The organism is Streptomyces sp. Mut1 (assembly GCF_030719295.1).
GTDB classification, from domain to species: Bacteria; Actinomycetota; Actinomycetes; order Streptomycetales; family Streptomycetaceae; genus Streptomyces; species Streptomyces castrisilvae.
Map to the genome: position 1 here is coordinate 4,584,636 of NZ_CP120997.1, position 15,324 is coordinate 4,599,959.

Below are 15,324 nucleotides of genomic sequence, written 5' to 3' on the forward strand. Positions count from 1 at the left end.
CCGGGCGGTCCGGCGGTCCCACGTCCGCCGGGGCGGCCCGGCCGGCGCCCGGCGGCCCGGAAAGTGCAGTGGCCCTGCCCCCCGGCCAGGACTTTGAGGCCTACTGCCCGCGCACGCCCCGGAGCAAGACTGAGCAACTGAGCAGGCGAACGACTGACCAGCCGAAGGAGCGAGCATGCCGTCGTACCTCACCCCAGGTGTATACGTGGAGGAGGTGCAGTCCGGAGCGCGGCCCATCGAAGGAGTCGGCACCGCGGTCGCAGCCTTCGTCGGCTTCGCGGAGAAGGGCCCCTTCCACCGGCCGACGCTGGTGACCAGCTGGGACCAGTACGTTTCGGCGTTCGGCACCTTCACCCCGGACACGTATCTGACGCTCGCCGTCCACGGCTACTTCAGCAACGGCGGCGGCGCCGCGTACATCGTGCGCGTCGGCGGCCCCTCCGAGGACGCGCCCCAGGGATCGGCGCCCGCGGCGGCCCCGTCCGTCGCCATCGGCGGCTTCCTGGTCTCCGCCCGGCCGGGTGCCGGTGACGGCCTCTCCATCGAGGTCACCGACGCCGAGGGCGAGAACCCCCCGGAGGACCGCTTCCGGCTGCTGGTGCGTCAGGGCGGCAAGGTGGCCGAGACGTTCGACACCTCCGTCCGCAAGAACGTCAAGGGCTACCTGGTCACCCAGGCCCGCCAGTCCAAGCTCATCGAGGTCACCGAGCAGCCCGGCACCGCCCAGACCCGCCCCGAGAAGCAGAGCCTCACCCTCGCGCCCGCCGCCCCGGAGAACGCCGGCCCGGCCGGGACCGGGCCGGTCGAGTTCGTGGGCGACGCGTCGGCGCGTACGGGCATCGCGGCCCTGGAGGCGATCGACGAGATCACCATGGTCGCCGTCCCGGACCTGATGAGCGCCCACAAGCGCGGCGACATCGACGACGAGGGCGTCAGGGCCGTACAGCTGGCCGTGATCGCGCACTGCGAGCAGATGGGCGACCGGGTCGCCGTCCTGGACACCCCGCCCGGGATGAACGCCCAGCGCGTACGCACCTGGCGCAACGACGACGCCGGATACGACTCCCGTTACGCGACGGTCTACTACCCCTGGCTCAAGGTCCTCGACCCGGCGAGCGGGCAGCAGACGCTGATGCCGCCGAGCGGCCACGTCTCCGGTGTCTGGGCGCGCAGCGACGGCGAGCGCGGCGTGCACAAGGCCCCCGCCAACGAGGTCATCCGGGGCGCGCTCGACCTCGAACTGCGGCTGAGCCGGGGCGAGCAGGACCTGCTCAACCCGATCGGCGTCAACTGCGTACGCGCCTTCCCGGGCCGGGGCATCCGGATCTGGGGCGCGCGGACGCTCTCCTCCGATCCGGCCTGGCGCTACCTCAACGTGCGCCGCCTCTTCAACTACCTGGAGGAGTCCATCCTCCTGGGCACCCAGTGGGTGGTCTTCGAGCCGAACGACGACCGTCTCTGGTCGAGTATCCGGCGCAACGTCACCGCCTTCCTCACCGAGGAGTGGCGCCGGGGCGCGCTCTTCGGCCGCACGGCGGAGGAAGCCTTCTACGTCAAGTGCGACCGGGACAACAACCCGCAGGAGTCCATCGACCTCGGCCAGGTCGTCTGCGAGATCGGCGTCTCCCCGGTGAAGCCCGCGGAGTTCGTCGTCTTCCGCCTCTCGCAGTTCTCCGACAGCACCAGCCTCGTGGACGAGTGACCGTCCTCGTCCCGGAGTGACCCAGCAGGCAACGAACGGAACAGGTGACACACAGTCATGGCAGAGGGCGACGCTCTTTCCACCCACGTCTTCGGCGTGCAGCTCGGCGGCTATCTCGTGGAGTCGATCCAGGAGATCAGCGGTCTGACCGTCGAGGAAGAAGTAGTCGAGGTCCGGCAGGTGACCGCCGAGGGCAAGCAGATCATCCGCAAGCAGCCCGGCGCGCGCCAGGCCGGCGAGGTGACGATCACCCGCGGGCTCGACAAGAGCAGCGAGTTCACCAAGTGGATCAAGGAGACGCTGAACAACGGTGCCGTCGACACCGCGCGTCAGAACCTCACCATCGAGATCAAGGACTCGAAGGGTGACACCGTCCGCCGCATCCAGCTGATGCAGGGCTGGGCCAGCAAGTGGGAGGGCCCCTCCCTGAAGGCCGGCGAGTCCAGCGCGGCGACGGAGTCGGTCACCATCACCTTCGAGGAGATCGTGGTCGAATGAGGCGCAGGACCGTTTCAGGCGGCGGGCTCGAAGAGGTCCTCGACAACCTCGCCGCCGCCGCGCCCACGCAGCGGGAGGCCGCCCCCGCGCCGCCTCCCGCCCGCGAGCCGGACCGCTCCGACCTGCGTACGGAGTTCGACTTCGAGCTGCCGCGCGGTTACGTGGACGACGAGGGCCAGGTGCACCGGAGCGGGTCGATGCGGCTCGCCACGGCCCGCGACGAACTGCGCCCGCAGATCGACCTGCGGGTCAAGGAGAACCCGGCGTACCTGAGCGTCGTGCTGCTCAGCCAGGTGATCACCCGGCTGGGCACGGTGACCGATGTGCACGCCGGGGTGGTCGAGCGGATGTACGCCACCGACGTGGCGTTCCTCCAGGACTTCTACCGCCGCATCAACAGCGAGGGCCACACCCACGCCGCGGTGACGTGCCCGCTGTGCCACGGCTCCTTCGAGGTGGACCTCTCGGGTGAACGCCTGGGGGAATCGTGACGTACGCGCCTTCCCGGCTGCGGGAGGAGCTCGCGTACATCGCCTACCACTTCCACTGGCAGCGTGAGGAGATCCTCGACCTCACCCATGGTGAGCGGCAGGAGTGGGTGAGGGAGATAGCGCGGATCAACACCCGCGTCAACGAGAGCGGGTGAGGGCGTGGAGTTCAGGGACTTGTTCCGGCGGCGGGCCCGCGCGGCGGCGGCCGGCGACGGCGGCCCCGACGCGGGACCGGCACCGGCTCCGACCCCGGAACCGGAACCGGCACCGGCCGGGTCCGCAGCCCCGTCCGGCGCGGACTGGGACGGCGGCTGGCGGCGGGTCGCCCCGCCCACGGTGACCGTCGCCCGGTCCTCGATCGGGGTGAGCGACGGCCTGCGCTTCAGGTCCCGGCTCGCCTCCTGGCAGAACGTCGCGTACGGCGGCGAGCTGGGCCACGCCGTGCTGCCCTCCGCGCCGGTCGGCCTCATCCACGGTGTGGCCCGGCCCGGCGCCGCCCGGCCCGCCTCCTCCTCCGGGGCGGCGCCCCTCGTCCTGCGGGCGGCCGGTACACCGGAGGAGCCGGTGGCGCCTTCCGTAGCCGGCACCCCGACCGCCGAGCGGCGGCCCGGCACCACCCGGCCCCGCACCGGCAGCGGTTCGGCGGCCCGGCAGCCCGGCGCCGACGCGGCGGGCGGATCGGGCGCCCGCGCGGATACGGATGCGGGGAGCGGGAGTACGCGTACGCCCGCCCTTCCGGGCCGGGGTCGTCCGGGACGGGTGGTTACGGCCGTGTCCGGCTCCGCGTCACCCGCCGCCCCCGCGCCCCGCGCGCCCGGGGAGAGCGGCCCCGCCGTACCGGTGCGGACCCGGCCCGCCCCGGTCCGGGCCCGGCGCACCGCAGCGCCCCTGATCATCGCCCGGCGTCCGGCGACGCCCTTGCGGAACCTGGCCGCCTTCGTGCCGGCCGCGCCGCCGGTCGCGCCCGGCCGGGGGGCCGCCGAGGGTCCGGCTGTCGGCGGGCCGGACGCGGCTTCCGTGCGCCCTGCTCTGGGTGAGCCTCTGCGTGAACCGGCGCCCGGCGTAGGCCCGTCGGTGCCGCCCGCTTCCGGGGGCGGGGGTTCCTCTGCGGGGCCCGATCTGCCCGTGGTGCAGCGGCAGGTGGATGCGTCCGGGTCTGCCGGGGCGGCGGGGGAGTCCGGTCGTGGGGCGGCGGAGAGCGGCCCGTCTGTGGTGCGGCGGCAGGCGGATGCGTCCGCGCCCAAGGCGTCCGGCCCCGGCCCCGGTTCCGGCCCTCGCCCCGGCCCTGGCCCCGGTCGCATGCCCGCCGACCGGGCTGGGTCAACGGAGCGCCCGCCCGTGGTCGCGCCGGAGCGTTCCGCGAGCCCGTCCGCCCCGCCGCCCGTGCGCCCCGCGCTGGGTGAGTCCCTGGGCCAACTGCCCTCCGGCGTGAGCCCTTCGGGCCCGGCCGCCGCCGATGGCGGGGGCGTCTCTGCGGGGCCCGCCCTGCCCGTGGTGCAGCGGCAGGCGGACGCGTCCGCGTCTACCGGGGCGGCGGGGGAGTCCGGTCGTGGGGCGGCGGACAGCGGTCCGTCTGCGGTGCGGCGGCAGGCGGATGCGTCCGCGCCCAAGGCGTCCGGCCCCGGCCCCGGTTCCGGCCCTCGCCCCGGTTCCGCTTCCGGCACGCCCGCCGACCGGGCTGGGTCAACGGAGCGCCCGCCCGTGGTCGCGCCGGAGCGTTCCGCGAGCCCGTCCGCCCCGTCCGCCGCGCCGCCCATGCGCCCCGCGCTGGGCAAGCCGTTGCGTGAACTGCCCCCCGAGGCGGCCCCCTTCGTCACGCCCGCCGCCCGGGACGGCGGTTCCGGTTCCTCGTCGGGGCCCGCCCTGCCCGTGGTCCAGCGGCAGACGCAGGACGCGGCCACGCCTTCCGCTCCTTCCCCGCAGCGGGCCGGGGGCCAGCCCGAGCGGGGCCCGGCGGAGCACCGGACGACGGAACGTCAGCGGTCCGCCCCCGACACCGCCCCGACGCCGGTCCAGCCCGCACCCGCGTCCCCGGCCGCCCCGTCCGCACGCCCGGCGCACGCCCCCGCGCCCCGTACCCCCGGCGCCCAGGCGCGCATCCGGGGCGGGCTCGGCGCGCCCCTCTCCGCGCTCCCGCCCACCGCCGGCACCGCGAGCGACGCCCCGCTGCTGGGCGACCCGCGCCGCGCACGGCCGGGCCCCACGACCCCCCAGACACCGCACCGGCCGGGCGCCGCGCCCGCCACCCCCGCGCCCGCAGCCATGCCCCTGCGCGCCCAGCCCGGCACCACGCCCGGCACCCTGCCCGGCCAAACGCCCGCCGGGCCCTCCGCGCCCTCCGCCCACCCCGCAGCCGTCCAACGCGCCGCCGTGGACACGGGCCGCGCCTCCCCGCCCCCTGGCGCGGTGGCCCCCGTACGCGTCCGGCGGATCACCTCACGCGGACCGGGCGGACAGGCGCCGGGACCCGGCACGCCCGGCACGGGTTCCGGCCCCGAGCCCCTGATCGTCCAGCGGTCGCGCGCCCTGCTCGCCGGGCGCACCCTGGCCGTGCGTACCGGCGCGGCCGAGGGTTTCTCGGCGCCGGCGTCCGCCGCCGCCACGCGCCCCGTCGTACCCGCGACCTGGCGACGGGACACCCCGCGCCCGGCGGACACCCCGGGCCCGGAAACGCACCAGGAGACCCGCACCACCCCGGCCGCCCCACGCACGCGGGCGACCCCGCCCGCCCCGGTCGCCCGCCACACCACCGTCCAGCGGGCCACCCACCCCGACGTACCGGCCCACACCGGCCCCACCACCTCCGGCGCCGCCCAACCACCGCTCCCCGCCCGCCAGTCCGCCCCGCCCGCACCGGCGCCCGTCCCCGTCGTGCGCCCGCACCCGCCCGGCTCCCCGCGCCCCGGGGGCGCCGCCGTGCCGGTGCAGCGCCTCGCGATGCCGGTGGTGCCCGAGGCGGGCGCCCCGGCGGCCGGGCCCGCGCCGCAGGACGGCCCGTTCGGCGCGCCGCCGCCCCTCGCCGTACGCGCCTCGCGCCCCGCCCCGGACCGGCAGCCCGAGAACCGGGCCGGACGCTCCCCGCAACCCGACCCCCGAGCGCAGGCGGTCCAGCGGGCGGTGGCCGAAGCCGGGCTGGCCGGGGTCCCCGTCCGGGTGGTCCAGAAGAAGCCCGCCCCGGGCGCGGCGTCCACCGGTCCCGCCGCCCCCGCCGTGCCCACCGCGCCCCGCCCGAACGAGGCCGCCGGGGTGGACGTCGAAGACCTGGCCCGGCGCCTGATCGACCCGGTAAGCAGGCTGCTCCGGGCGGACCTGCGCCGCGGCAGGGAACGTTCCGGACGCCCCTACGACGGCCGCCGCTGAAGAGAGAAAGCAGCAGATGACGGACAACATCTTCGCGACGAGCGTGTTCTTCAAGCTCGCCATCGGCGGAAGCGACCTCGGGCAGTTCCACACGTGCTCGGGGCTCGGCGCCGAGGTGGAGCTGGAGCAGTTTGCCGAGGGCGGCAACAACGGGTTCACCTGGCAGCTGCCGGGCCGGATCACCTGGACCAACATCACGCTGACCCGTCCCGTCACCACCGACACCCTGAAAATCGCGCGCTGGCTGAACGAGACGACCCAGCGGGTGGAACGCAAGGACGGCGAGATCGTCGCGCTCCGCCCCAACCTGACCCGGATCATCAGCTGGCAGATCCAGGGCATCGTGCCGGTGCGCTGGCAGGGGCCCTCCTTCGACCCGTCCAGCTCCGAGCCGGCGATCGAGACCCTGGAGATCGCGCACGAGGGCCTGGTGCCGTCCTGATGAACCACCCGCACCCCCGCCACGCCCACCGCCCCCACCGAGACGGACACGTGCAGGAAGGAGGAACCCCATGCCCGCCGAATCCCGGACGAGCCGCGCACGCGCTCAGCTGACCCTCATGGAGCCGCCGCCGGACGTCGGCCTCAAACCGGGCGGCACGCTCGCCCAGCTCACGTTGCAGTTCAACCCGGCGTCGCTCTCCCTGTCCAAGTCCACCGAGTGGCGCCGCACCCCGTCCAGGACGGCCGAGGAGTCCGCGCTGCCGGAGTTCGTGGGCAGCGGGCCCAGGTCGCTGTCCCTGGATGTCTTCCTCGACGCCACCGCCACCCACGACAACTCCGTGGAGGCGGCTGTGGAGCAGCTGATGACGGCCTGCGTGCCCACCGCGAGCAGCCTCGGCCGCAAGAAGCCCTCGACGCCCTGGGTGCGCTTCGACTGGGGGACATCGAAGACGACGTCGTTCGACGGCATCCTGTCGAGCCTCTCCGTGTCGTACACGCTGTTCGACGTGGACGGGAAGCCGCTGCGCGCCTCCTGCTCGCTGACCATCGAGGAGGCGAGCGTCGACCTGGCGGGCCAGAACCCGACGTCCGGGTCGAAGGAGGCACGCCGGATGCATGTCGTCGTCGCGGGGGACAGCCTGCCGCTGCTCGCCTGGCGCGAGTACGGCGACGCCACCGCCTGGCGCACGATCGCCGAGGCCAACGACATCGACGATCCCATGCAGCTGGCCCCGGGCACCGAACTCCTGGTGCCCGCGCTGGAGGACCGTGCCGCCGAAGACCGCGCCCCGGAGGCAGCCCGGTGACCGGACCCGCCCGTTCCTTCGCCGCCGACCCGATCGTGGAGGCCCCCGGCGAGCTGCCCCAGGCGTGGGCGGCCCAGCTGGTGCGCTGCGAGGTCGACGAGAACGTCGGCCTCCCGGACACCGCCGTACTGACCTACCGCGACCCGTACCACACGCTGCTCACCGCCACCGGGATCACGATCGGCACCCCGCTGAAGATCTCCGTGGTCACCGTCCAGGAGCAGGCGCGCGAGCGGCTGTTCACCGGAGAGGTCACCGCCCTCGAACTCGACAGCGACACCACCGGCTCCTTCACCGTCGTCCGCGCCTTCTCCAAGGCGCACCGGCTGCGGCGCGGGCGCAAGGTGGTGGCCTTCCGCAACATGAAGGCCGCCGACATCGTCCGCAAGGTCGCCGCGGGTGCCGGGCTGGCCTGCGGGAAGGTCGAGGCGGCCCCCGTCATGTACAAGCAGCTCACCCAGCCGAACATCTCGGACTGGGACTTCCTCCAGTACCTCGCGGGGGAGTGCGGCGCGCACGTACGGGTGGACGAGAACGGCGTACTGCAGTTCGTGAAGCCGAAGCCCGCGGCATCGGCGCCCTCCCCGTCCACCTCCGCCACCAAGCACCCGATGGTGCTGGAGTACGGGCGCAACCTGCTGGCGCTCAGGGCCGTGCTGACCGGTGCCGAGGGGGCGGACAGTGTGGAGGTGCGCGGCTGGGACGTGGAGACCAAGACGAAGCTGGTGGCCCGCGAGCAGTCCGTGCGCAGTACGACGGTGGTCCCGGGCACGAGCCCGTCCGTCGCGGCCGGGGCGTTCGGGTCGAACGCCCGGATGACGGTCGCCGACACCCCGTACCGGACCCAGGCCGAGGCCGGCGCGGTCGCCGGGGCGGTCGCGGCAAGGGTCTCCGCCGGCTTCGGGGAGATCGAGGCGGTCGTCGAGGGCAACCCCAAGCTGCGGGCCGGTGAACCGGTCGCCCTCGGCAACGTCGGCCCCGCCTTCGCCGGCCGCTACACCGCCACGGCCGCCCACCACGTCCTCGACCCGCACGGCGGCTACCGCACGACGCTCCTGGTCAGCACCGCCCCCGACCGTTCCCTGTCCGGGCTCACAGCGGGCGGCACGGCCCCGCCGGGCCCCCGCATGCCGGGCCTCGCGATCGGCGTGGTCACCGACATCCGCGAGGGCCGGGGAGGCGGCGAACGCGGCTCGGTGAAGCTCAAGTTCCCCTGGCTGGACGACACCTACGTCACCGACTGGGTCCGTACGGTGCAGTGGGGCGGGCAGGGCGGCGGCGGGGTGTTCAGCCCCGAGGTCAACGACGAGGTGCTGGTCGGCTTCGAGCAGGGGCTGCTGGACAGCCCCTATGTGCTGGGCGGCCTCTACAACGGCGTCGACAAGCCGTCCCCGCACGACGTCCCGTTGGTCGACGCCACCAGCGGCAAGGTCAACCGCCGCTCCCTGGTGTCCCGTTCGGGCAACCGGATCGAGCTTCTCGACACCCCGCGCGGCCCGTCCGGCGTGCGGCTCGCCACCGGGGACGAGCAGTTGGAGGTCATGCTCGACGAGCGGCGGGGCGAGATCGCGCTGAAGGTGTACGCGCGCGGCACGTCCCGGGTGCTCAGCTCCCTGTCCCTCGACCGGACCGGGATCACGCTCGACGCGGGCCTGGGCGACGTCCATGTGAAGGGGGCGTCGGTGACCGTCAACGGCAAGACCGGCGTCACCGTGGACGGCGGCCTGCTCGCCGTCCTGAAGGCGGCCCTCGTCCGGATCAACTGACCGCAGACAGACGGACAGACGGACAGATACAGACAGACGGACAGATACAGCGCAGACAGACAGACAGACAGATACAGATAGACAGACACAGCAAGGAGACCAGCAGCCATGCCCCCCGCAGCCCGTACGGGCGACCCCACCGTCCACGGAGGCGTCATCGGCACCCCGCCACCGGGCGCGGTGGCCGTCGTCACCGTGCTGATCGGTGGCAAGCCGGCCGCCGTCACCGGAAGCCTCCACGTGTGTGTCATCCCCCCGCACGCCCTGCTGGGCCCGGGGAACGTCGTCATGCCGAACCCGGCCGCCCTGGTCGGCGGCGCGGTGATGATCGGCGGGCTGCCGGCCGCCCGCATGGGCGACACCACGAGCTGCGGCGCCAAGATCGTCGCCGGGGCGCCGAACGTCCTGATCGGAGGCCCGATGTGAGCGAGGGCGGATTCATCGGACGCGGCTGGGGCTTCCCGCTGCGGGTCGGCGCCACGGGCGGCATCGGCATGGTCGAGCGCGAGCAGGAGATCGAGGAGGCCATCGGTCTGGTGCTGGGCACCGCGCCCGGGGAGCGGCCGATGCGCCCCGAGTTCGGCTGCGGCATCCACGACTACGTCTTCGCGCCGGGCGACGGCGCGACGGCCGGGCGCATCGCCCACGAGGTGCGGGTGTCGCTGGAGCGGTGGGAGCCGCGCATCGACGTACGGGATGTGGTCGTCGCCTTCGACACCGTCGAGGAGGGCACCCTCTACATCGACGTGCACTACACCGTGCGGTCCACCAACAACCTGCGCAACCTCGTCTTCCCCTTCTACACGATCCCGTCGTCCGGCGGCGTCGCGGAAACGGGAGCCCGCTGATGTCCCTGCCCCCGCCCAACCTGGACGACCGGCGCTTCCAGCAGCTCGTGGACGAGGCCAAGCGGTACGTCCAGCAGCGCTCGCCCGAGTGGACCGACCACAACGTGTCGGACCCCGGGGTCACGCTGATCGAGACGTTCGCGTACATGGTCGACCAGCTGCTGTACAGGCTGAACCGGGTACCCGACCGGAACTACTTCGCCTTCCTCGACCTGCTGGGCGTACAGCTGTTCCCGCCGACGGCCGCCCGCGCCGACGTCGACTTCTGGCTGTCCGCGCCGCAGCCGGACACCGTGCGCCTCCCGGCCGGCACGGAGGTCGCCACCGCACGCGGCGAGACCGAGGAAGCGGTGGTCTTCTCGACCGAGGATGACCTGGCGATCGTGCCGAGTTCCCTGATCCGCCTGGTCACCGTTCCGGCCTCCGGCGAGCAGACCGACCGCACCGGGCCGCTCGGCGAGGGCAAGGACATCCCCTGCTTCCAGCGCCGGCCCGCGCCCGGTGACGCCCTGCTGTTCGGGCTGCCCACCGCCGTTCCCCGGTGCATCGTCGCCGTACGCCTGGACAGCCGGGTGGAGGGCGTCGGCGTCGACCCCCGGCAGCCGCCGCTGGTGTGGGAGGCGTGGGACGGCGCCCGCTGGGTGCCGTGCGCGACCGGCACCGACTCCACGGGCGGGCTCAACAAGCCCGGTGAGATAACGGTGTTCGTGCCCGCCGGGCACACCGCGTCCGTCACGGCCGGCACCCGCGCCGGATGGCTGCGCTGCCGCGTCACCGAGGCAGCGCCGGGCCAGCCCTTCTACGCGGAGTCCCCGACGATCCGCGAGGCCGAGGTCTTCACCGTCGGCGGCACCATGGGCGTCGAGCACGCGGAGACGGTGCTCGACGTCCCGCTCGGCACCTCCGAGGGCGTCGCGGGGCAGACGTTCTCCGTGCCCCGCACGCCGATCCTGCTGGACGCGGAACCCCCCGCCGTCCAGGTGTCGTCGGACCGGGGCTGGCAGACCTGGACCCCGGTGGAGCACTTCGGCGCCTCGTCCCCGGGCGACCGGCACGTCCGGATCGACGCTGTCACCGGCCGGTTCGCCTTCCCGCCGGAGGTCCGCGAGGCGGACGGCACGATGCGTGCCTACGGGGTGGTGCCCCCGAAGGGCGCCCAGCTCCGGATCGCGCAGTACCGCACGGGCGGCGGGGCCGCGGGCAACGTGGCGCGCGGCGCCATCCGCGTCCTGCGCAGCTCCGTCCCGTACGTCGCCGGTGTCGACAACCGCGAGGCGGCGCGCGGCGGGGTCGACGGCGAGACCGTCGAGAACGCGAAGGCGCGCGCACCCCAGATCCTGCGCGTCCAGGAGCGCGCCGTCACGGCCGAGGACCACGAGGCCATCGCCCGGGAGGCCGCCCCCTCGCTGCGCCGGGTCCGCTGCCTGCCCGCCGTCGCGGGCGAGGGCGGCGCCGTACGGGTCCTGGTGGTGCCGGACGCGGTCCCCGACGAGGGCGGCCGGCTGCGGTTCGAGCAGCTGATCCCGCCGGACTCGGTGCTCGCCGCCGTGGCCGCCCGGCTCGACGAGCGCCGGCTCGTCGGCACCCGCCTGATCGTGGAACCCCCCGCCTATCAGGGCGTCACCGTCGTCGCGAACCTGGTGGCGGACGAGGGCGAGGCGGACCGGGTCAGGGGCGCCGCGCTCGACGCCCTGTTCCGCCACATCGACCCGCTGCGGGGCGGTGCGGACGGCACCGGCTGGCCCTTCGGCAGGCCCGTGCAGTACGGCGAGGTCTTCGCCGTACTCCAGGGCGTGCCCGGGGTGCGCCTGGTGGAGGAGGTCCGGCTGTTCCCCGCCGACCCGCTCACCGGCCGGCGCGGCGGGGCGGCCGACCGCATCGACGTCGCGGCCGACGCCCTGGTCTTCTCCCACCAGCACCAGATCGCCGTCACGGTGTCCGGGCCCGGTGAGCGCCGATGACCAGGGCCGCCGTCCCCGGACTCCCCAGCCGCTACCCGATCGGCGAGCTGCTGCCCGCCCTGTACGCGGACGACGACCTCGCCCAGCGCTTCACGGCGGGCCTGGACACGGTCCTGGCCCCCATCCTGTCCACCCTGGACAACCTCCCGGCCTACTTCGATCCCGCGCTCGCCCCCGAGGACTTCCTGCCCTGGCTGTCTTCCTGGGTCGACGCGGGCATCGACCCGTCCTGGCCGGCGGCCCTGCGCCGCGCGGCCGTCGCCCGCGCCGTCGAACTCCACCGCTGGCGCGGCACCCGCCGGGGCCTCACGGAACACCTGAGGCTCTGCTTCGGCGTCGAGGCCGACATCCAGGACGGCGGCGGCGCGGTTTGGTCGTCGGAGGCGGGGGGAGAACTCCCTCCTGCCCCGACCGGGGAACTGCTGGTCCGGGTCAGGCCCCCGGCCGGACGCACGGTGGACGCGGCCCGCGTCCTGACCGTGGTCCGGGCCTCGTGCCCGGCCCACCTCACCTGCCGGGTGGAGATCCTGCCGGGCGCCCCGGCCGACGAGACAGGAGCCTGACATGACGCGCCCGTGCCCGGCCTGCGGCGCCGCCAACGACGAGAACGAGGACTTCTGCGGGAGCTGCGGTACGTACTTGGGCTGGTCGACGCGGAGCGCCCGGCCGGAGCCCCCGGCACCGACGCCGGAACCGGAACCGGAACCGGAAAGGCCGTCTACGGCTACGACTCCGGCGGCGCCGACCCGGACCCCTGCGCCGACCCCGGAGCCGAGCACGCCCCCGACCCCGGAACCGAGCACGGCCCCGGCACCCCCGGCACCCCCGGCACCGGAAGCGACGCCCCCGCCCACAGCCGCACCCGCACCCACACCCCCGCCCGCGCCCCCGGCGCCGCGCCGCGCCCCCGTACAACCGGCCGCTCCCGCTCCCGCGCCCGCCCCCGTACAACCGGTGCGGCCGGCACGGCCGGAGCCGAGTCCGCGACCGGAACCCGAACCGGAGCCCGCCGACGAGCCCGTGGGGGCGGTGCGGCCCGGCGTGCCGATCGCCGCGCGGCCGACCGTCAGGCCGGTGGCGGTGGACGAGGAGCCGGACGGCGAGCCGTGCCCGTCGTGCCGGACGCCCAACCGGCCGGGCCGTACGTTCTGCCGCAACTGCGCCTCCCCGCTGAAGCCGCGGGCGCAGGCCGCGCCGCTGCCCTGGTGGCGGACGCGGTGGCCGTTCAACCGCCGGGTGCGGGCGGGCTCGGGCAGGCTGCTGCGGGCGAGCCTGATCGCCCTGGTGATAGCGGGTCTCCTGGTCGCGGGCTACCTGCTGATCCCGGCCGGGCGCTACGTGTTCGAGGACGTACGCGACAAGCGCGGCGGCACGGCACAGATCAGCCCCGAACACGTCTCCGCGAGCGCCGCCGCCCCCGGGCACCCGGCGAAGGAGGCCATAGACACGGTGACGAACACCTACTGGGGCGCGGAGCAGGTCGGCGACTCGCTGACCGCCGAGTTCGACGAGCCGTTCCGGCTGGTCGGTGTCACGGTCTACACCGGGGTGTCGAAGAAGCCCGAGGTCTTCAAGACGGGCGCGAGGCCGGTCAAGGCCGATCTGATCATCAAGTCGAAGGACGGCACGATCCACGAGGAGGCCATGCCCCTCGGGGACCGGCCCGGAAAGCAGACGCTGCGGACCGGCATCAGCGACGTCGTCTCGATCGAGTTCGTCGTGCGGGAGGCGGCGGGGCAGGAGGGCGGAGGCCCGATCGCCCTGGGGGAGATCGAGTACTTCAAGCGCACGTGAGGGTGGCGCCGTCCTCCCGCGCCGCCGGCCTCAGTGGGCCTCCTCGGTGGCGCGGGAGTCGGTGAGGGTCAGCGCGCCGCCGGCCGCGACCAGGCCGACGACGACCGCCAGCACGGCGTAGGTGATCCGCTCGCCGTGGAAGAAGGACGCCACCAGGGCGCTGCTCCAGGCGCCCGCGGGCAGCTGCGTGGTGACCAGCGCGGCGATCAGGGTGCCGACCACGGCGGTACCGATGCTGGTTCCGACCTCCTGGGCGGTGTCGTTGAGCGCCGTACCGATGGACGTGCGGTTCTCCGGCATCGCGTCGACGAGCGCGATGGCGCAGATCGTCATGATGGTGCGCAGCCCGACGGTCATCAGGACCATGCAGGCGGCGATGACGCCGTACCCGTGGTCGACGCCCCAGGACAGGGCGCCCAGCGAGCCGGCCAGGCAGGCGGCGCCGACCAGGCAGGCGACGCGGTGGCCGAACCTTCCCGCGAGCCACTCGGACAGGGGGGTCGCCGCGATCATGGTCACGATGAGCGGCAGGTTCGCCAGGCCGGCCCGCACGGGGCTCCACCCGTAGGCGTACTGGAAGTGCAGGATCAGGCCGAACATCACCGCTGCCATCGCGATGGCCGTGCCGATCTGCGCGATGGCGGCGCCCCGGACGGTGCCGCTGGCGAAGAGGCGGAGGTCCAGCATGGGTGCCGCGCTGCGGCGCTCGTGCCACACGAACGCGATCCCCGCCGCGAGGGCGCCGAGAACCGAGGCGAGGGTGCTCACGGAGAGCCAGCCGTGCTCGACACCGCTGGTCAGCGCGTAGCAGGCGAGTCCGATGGCGGTGACGCTCAGGACGGCGCCCGGCAGGTCGAGCTTGTCCTGCGTCAGGTCCTGCGGCCGGTCGGCCGGGACGCCGAGGCGGATGCCGAAGGCGGCGATCAGCGCGATCGGGGCGTTGACGAGCAGGAGCCACTGCCACCGGACGTGCGCGAGGGCGGTGCCGCCGAGCAGCGGGCCGAGGACGAAGCCGGACATGCCGACGACGATCATCAGCGTCATCGCGCGCATCCGCAGCGCCTTTTCGTCGAACAGCCGGAAGACCAGCGAGTTGGTGATGGGGGCCATCGCGGCGGCGGCGATGCCGAGACCGGCACGCAGCGTGATGAGTTCCCCGGTGGTGGTGACGGCGACGACGGCCAGGCTCAGCAGACCGAACACCGCCAGGCCGACCAGCAGCACCCGCCGGCGCCCGAGCCGGTCGGCCAGCGACCCTGCCGTCAGCAGGAGGCCGCCGAACGTCAGCGAGTACGCGCCGGTGACCCACTGGAGCGCGGTCGTGCCGCTGCCGAGGTCCCGGCCGATGGTGGGCAGCGCGATCGAGAGAAGGGTGTTGTCGACCATCTCGACGAAGAAGGCCAGGCAGAGCGCGGCCAGGGGTATCCAGGCGGCGCGCAGCGAGGGATACGTACGCGGTGGGGTGGGGGCGGAAGTGGTGGCGGTCGTGGCGATGGCGGGCCTCCTCAGGGAACGTCGCCGACTATCGAACGACGTTCTACGATAGAACGCCGTTCGATGATGAGGCAAGCGTGATTGGATGTGACCCATGACCGGCCCCCGTCCCAGCCCCGCCGACCGCCCGACCCGGGGGCGCCGGCGCGCCTCGCACTCC

Annotated in this window: 14 protein-coding genes; 13 read left to right on the plus strand and 1 reads right to left on the minus strand. The window is 74.4% G+C overall.

Annotation, left to right across the window (positions count from 1 at the left end; genetic code table 11):
- Positions 1-175 precede the first annotated feature (175 nt).
- The 13 genes from P8A18_RS19835 to P8A18_RS19895 all read left to right on the plus strand — a co-directional run bounded on the left by P8A18_RS19835 (position 176) and on the right by P8A18_RS19895 (position 13,670).
- Complete coding sequence (locus P8A18_RS19835; RefSeq protein ID WP_306056266.1) at positions 176-1,702, plus strand: phage tail sheath family protein; 1,527 nt, start codon at positions 176-178, stop codon at positions 1,700-1,702.
- Positions 1,703-1,759: 57 nt separating this feature from the next.
- Entirely contained in the window at positions 1,760-2,200 is a 441-nt protein-coding gene (locus P8A18_RS19840; RefSeq protein ID WP_018553078.1) for a phage tail protein, read from the plus strand.
- Positions 2,197-2,691 (plus strand): hypothetical protein, encoded by a 495-nt coding sequence (locus P8A18_RS19845; RefSeq protein ID WP_018553077.1) that lies wholly within the window; start codon positions 2,197-2,199, stop codon positions 2,689-2,691. Before P8A18_RS19840 ends, P8A18_RS19845 begins: the two co-directional genes overlap by 4 nt.
- On the plus strand, positions 2,688-2,846 hold the full coding sequence (locus P8A18_RS19850) for a DUF6760 family protein (protein WP_018553076.1): 159 nt from the start codon (positions 2,688-2,690) through the stop codon (positions 2,844-2,846). The genes P8A18_RS19845 and P8A18_RS19850 overlap by 4 nt, the downstream gene beginning before the upstream one ends.
- Positions 2,847-2,850: 4 nt before the next feature.
- Positions 2,851-6,051 (plus strand): hypothetical protein, encoded by a 3,201-nt coding sequence (locus P8A18_RS19855; protein WP_306056269.1) that lies wholly within the window; start codon positions 2,851-2,853, stop codon positions 6,049-6,051.
- Between the two features lie 16 nt (positions 6,052-6,067).
- Positions 6,068-6,493, plus strand: coding sequence for a phage tail protein (locus P8A18_RS19860; RefSeq protein WP_306056270.1), 426 nt, complete (start codon positions 6,068-6,070; stop codon positions 6,491-6,493).
- 70 nt (positions 6,494-6,563) lie between these two features.
- Positions 6,564-7,301, plus strand: coding sequence for a CIS tube protein (locus P8A18_RS19865; protein WP_306056272.1), 738 nt, complete (start codon positions 6,564-6,566; stop codon positions 7,299-7,301).
- Positions 7,298-9,067: a VgrG-related protein gene (locus tag P8A18_RS19870; protein WP_306056274.1), complete on the plus strand. Its 1,770-nt coding sequence runs from the start codon at positions 7,298-7,300 to the stop codon at positions 9,065-9,067. Before P8A18_RS19865 ends, P8A18_RS19870 begins: the two co-directional genes overlap by 4 nt.
- Before the next feature lie 108 nt (positions 9,068-9,175).
- Complete coding sequence (locus P8A18_RS19875; protein WP_306056275.1) at positions 9,176-9,493, plus strand: PAAR domain-containing contractile injection system baseplate protein; 318 nt, start codon at positions 9,176-9,178, stop codon at positions 9,491-9,493.
- Positions 9,490-9,915: a gp25 family contractile injection system sheath assembly initiator gene (locus tag P8A18_RS19880; protein WP_018553071.1), complete on the plus strand. Its 426-nt coding sequence runs from the start codon at positions 9,490-9,492 to the stop codon at positions 9,913-9,915. Before P8A18_RS19875 ends, P8A18_RS19880 begins: the two co-directional genes overlap by 4 nt.
- Positions 9,915-11,876 (plus strand): putative baseplate assembly protein, encoded by a 1,962-nt coding sequence (locus P8A18_RS19885; RefSeq protein ID WP_306056277.1) that lies wholly within the window; start codon positions 9,915-9,917, stop codon positions 11,874-11,876. Before P8A18_RS19880 ends, P8A18_RS19885 begins: the two co-directional genes overlap by 1 nt.
- Entirely contained in the window at positions 11,873-12,439 is a 567-nt protein-coding gene (locus P8A18_RS19890) for a phage tail protein (RefSeq protein WP_306056279.1), read from the plus strand. The genes P8A18_RS19885 and P8A18_RS19890 overlap by 4 nt, the downstream gene beginning before the upstream one ends.
- A gap of 478 nt (positions 12,440-12,917) precedes the next feature.
- Entirely contained in the window at positions 12,918-13,670 is a 753-nt protein-coding gene (locus tag P8A18_RS19895) for an NADase-type glycan-binding domain-containing protein (RefSeq protein WP_306056281.1), read from the plus strand.
- A 30-nt stretch (positions 13,671-13,700) separates the two neighbouring features.
- Here P8A18_RS19895 and P8A18_RS19900 read toward each other — a convergent pair whose 3' ends face one another.
- Positions 13,701-15,164, minus strand: a complete 1,464-nt coding sequence (locus P8A18_RS19900; RefSeq protein WP_306061024.1) for an MFS transporter — start codon at positions 15,162-15,164, stop codon at positions 13,701-13,703.
- Positions 15,165-15,324: the final 160 nt, after the last annotated feature.

Excerpts from the sequence above, each read along its gene's own strand:
- P8A18_RS19835 (WP_306056266.1), top strand. The coding sequence starts at position 176 with ATGCCGTCGTACCTCACCCCAGGTGTATACGTGGAGGAGGTGCAGTCC.
- P8A18_RS19840 (WP_018553078.1), top strand. The coding sequence starts at position 1,760 with ATGGCAGAGGGCGACGCTCTTTCCACCCACGTCTTCGGCGTGCAGCTC.
- P8A18_RS19845 (WP_018553077.1), top strand. The coding sequence starts at position 2,197 with ATGAGGCGCAGGACCGTTTCAGGCGGCGGGCTCGAAGAGGTCCTCGAC.
- P8A18_RS19860 (WP_306056270.1), top strand. The coding sequence starts at position 6,068 with ATGACGGACAACATCTTCGCGACGAGCGTGTTCTTCAAGCTCGCCATC.
- P8A18_RS19865 (WP_306056272.1), top strand. The coding sequence starts at position 6,564 with ATGCCCGCCGAATCCCGGACGAGCCGCGCACGCGCTCAGCTGACCCTC.
- P8A18_RS19875 (WP_306056275.1), top strand. The coding sequence starts at position 9,176 with ATGCCCCCCGCAGCCCGTACGGGCGACCCCACCGTCCACGGAGGCGTC.
- P8A18_RS19885 (WP_306056277.1), top strand. The coding sequence starts at position 9,915 with ATGTCCCTGCCCCCGCCCAACCTGGACGACCGGCGCTTCCAGCAGCTC.
- P8A18_RS19890 (WP_306056279.1), top strand. The coding sequence starts at position 11,873 with ATGACCAGGGCCGCCGTCCCCGGACTCCCCAGCCGCTACCCGATCGGC.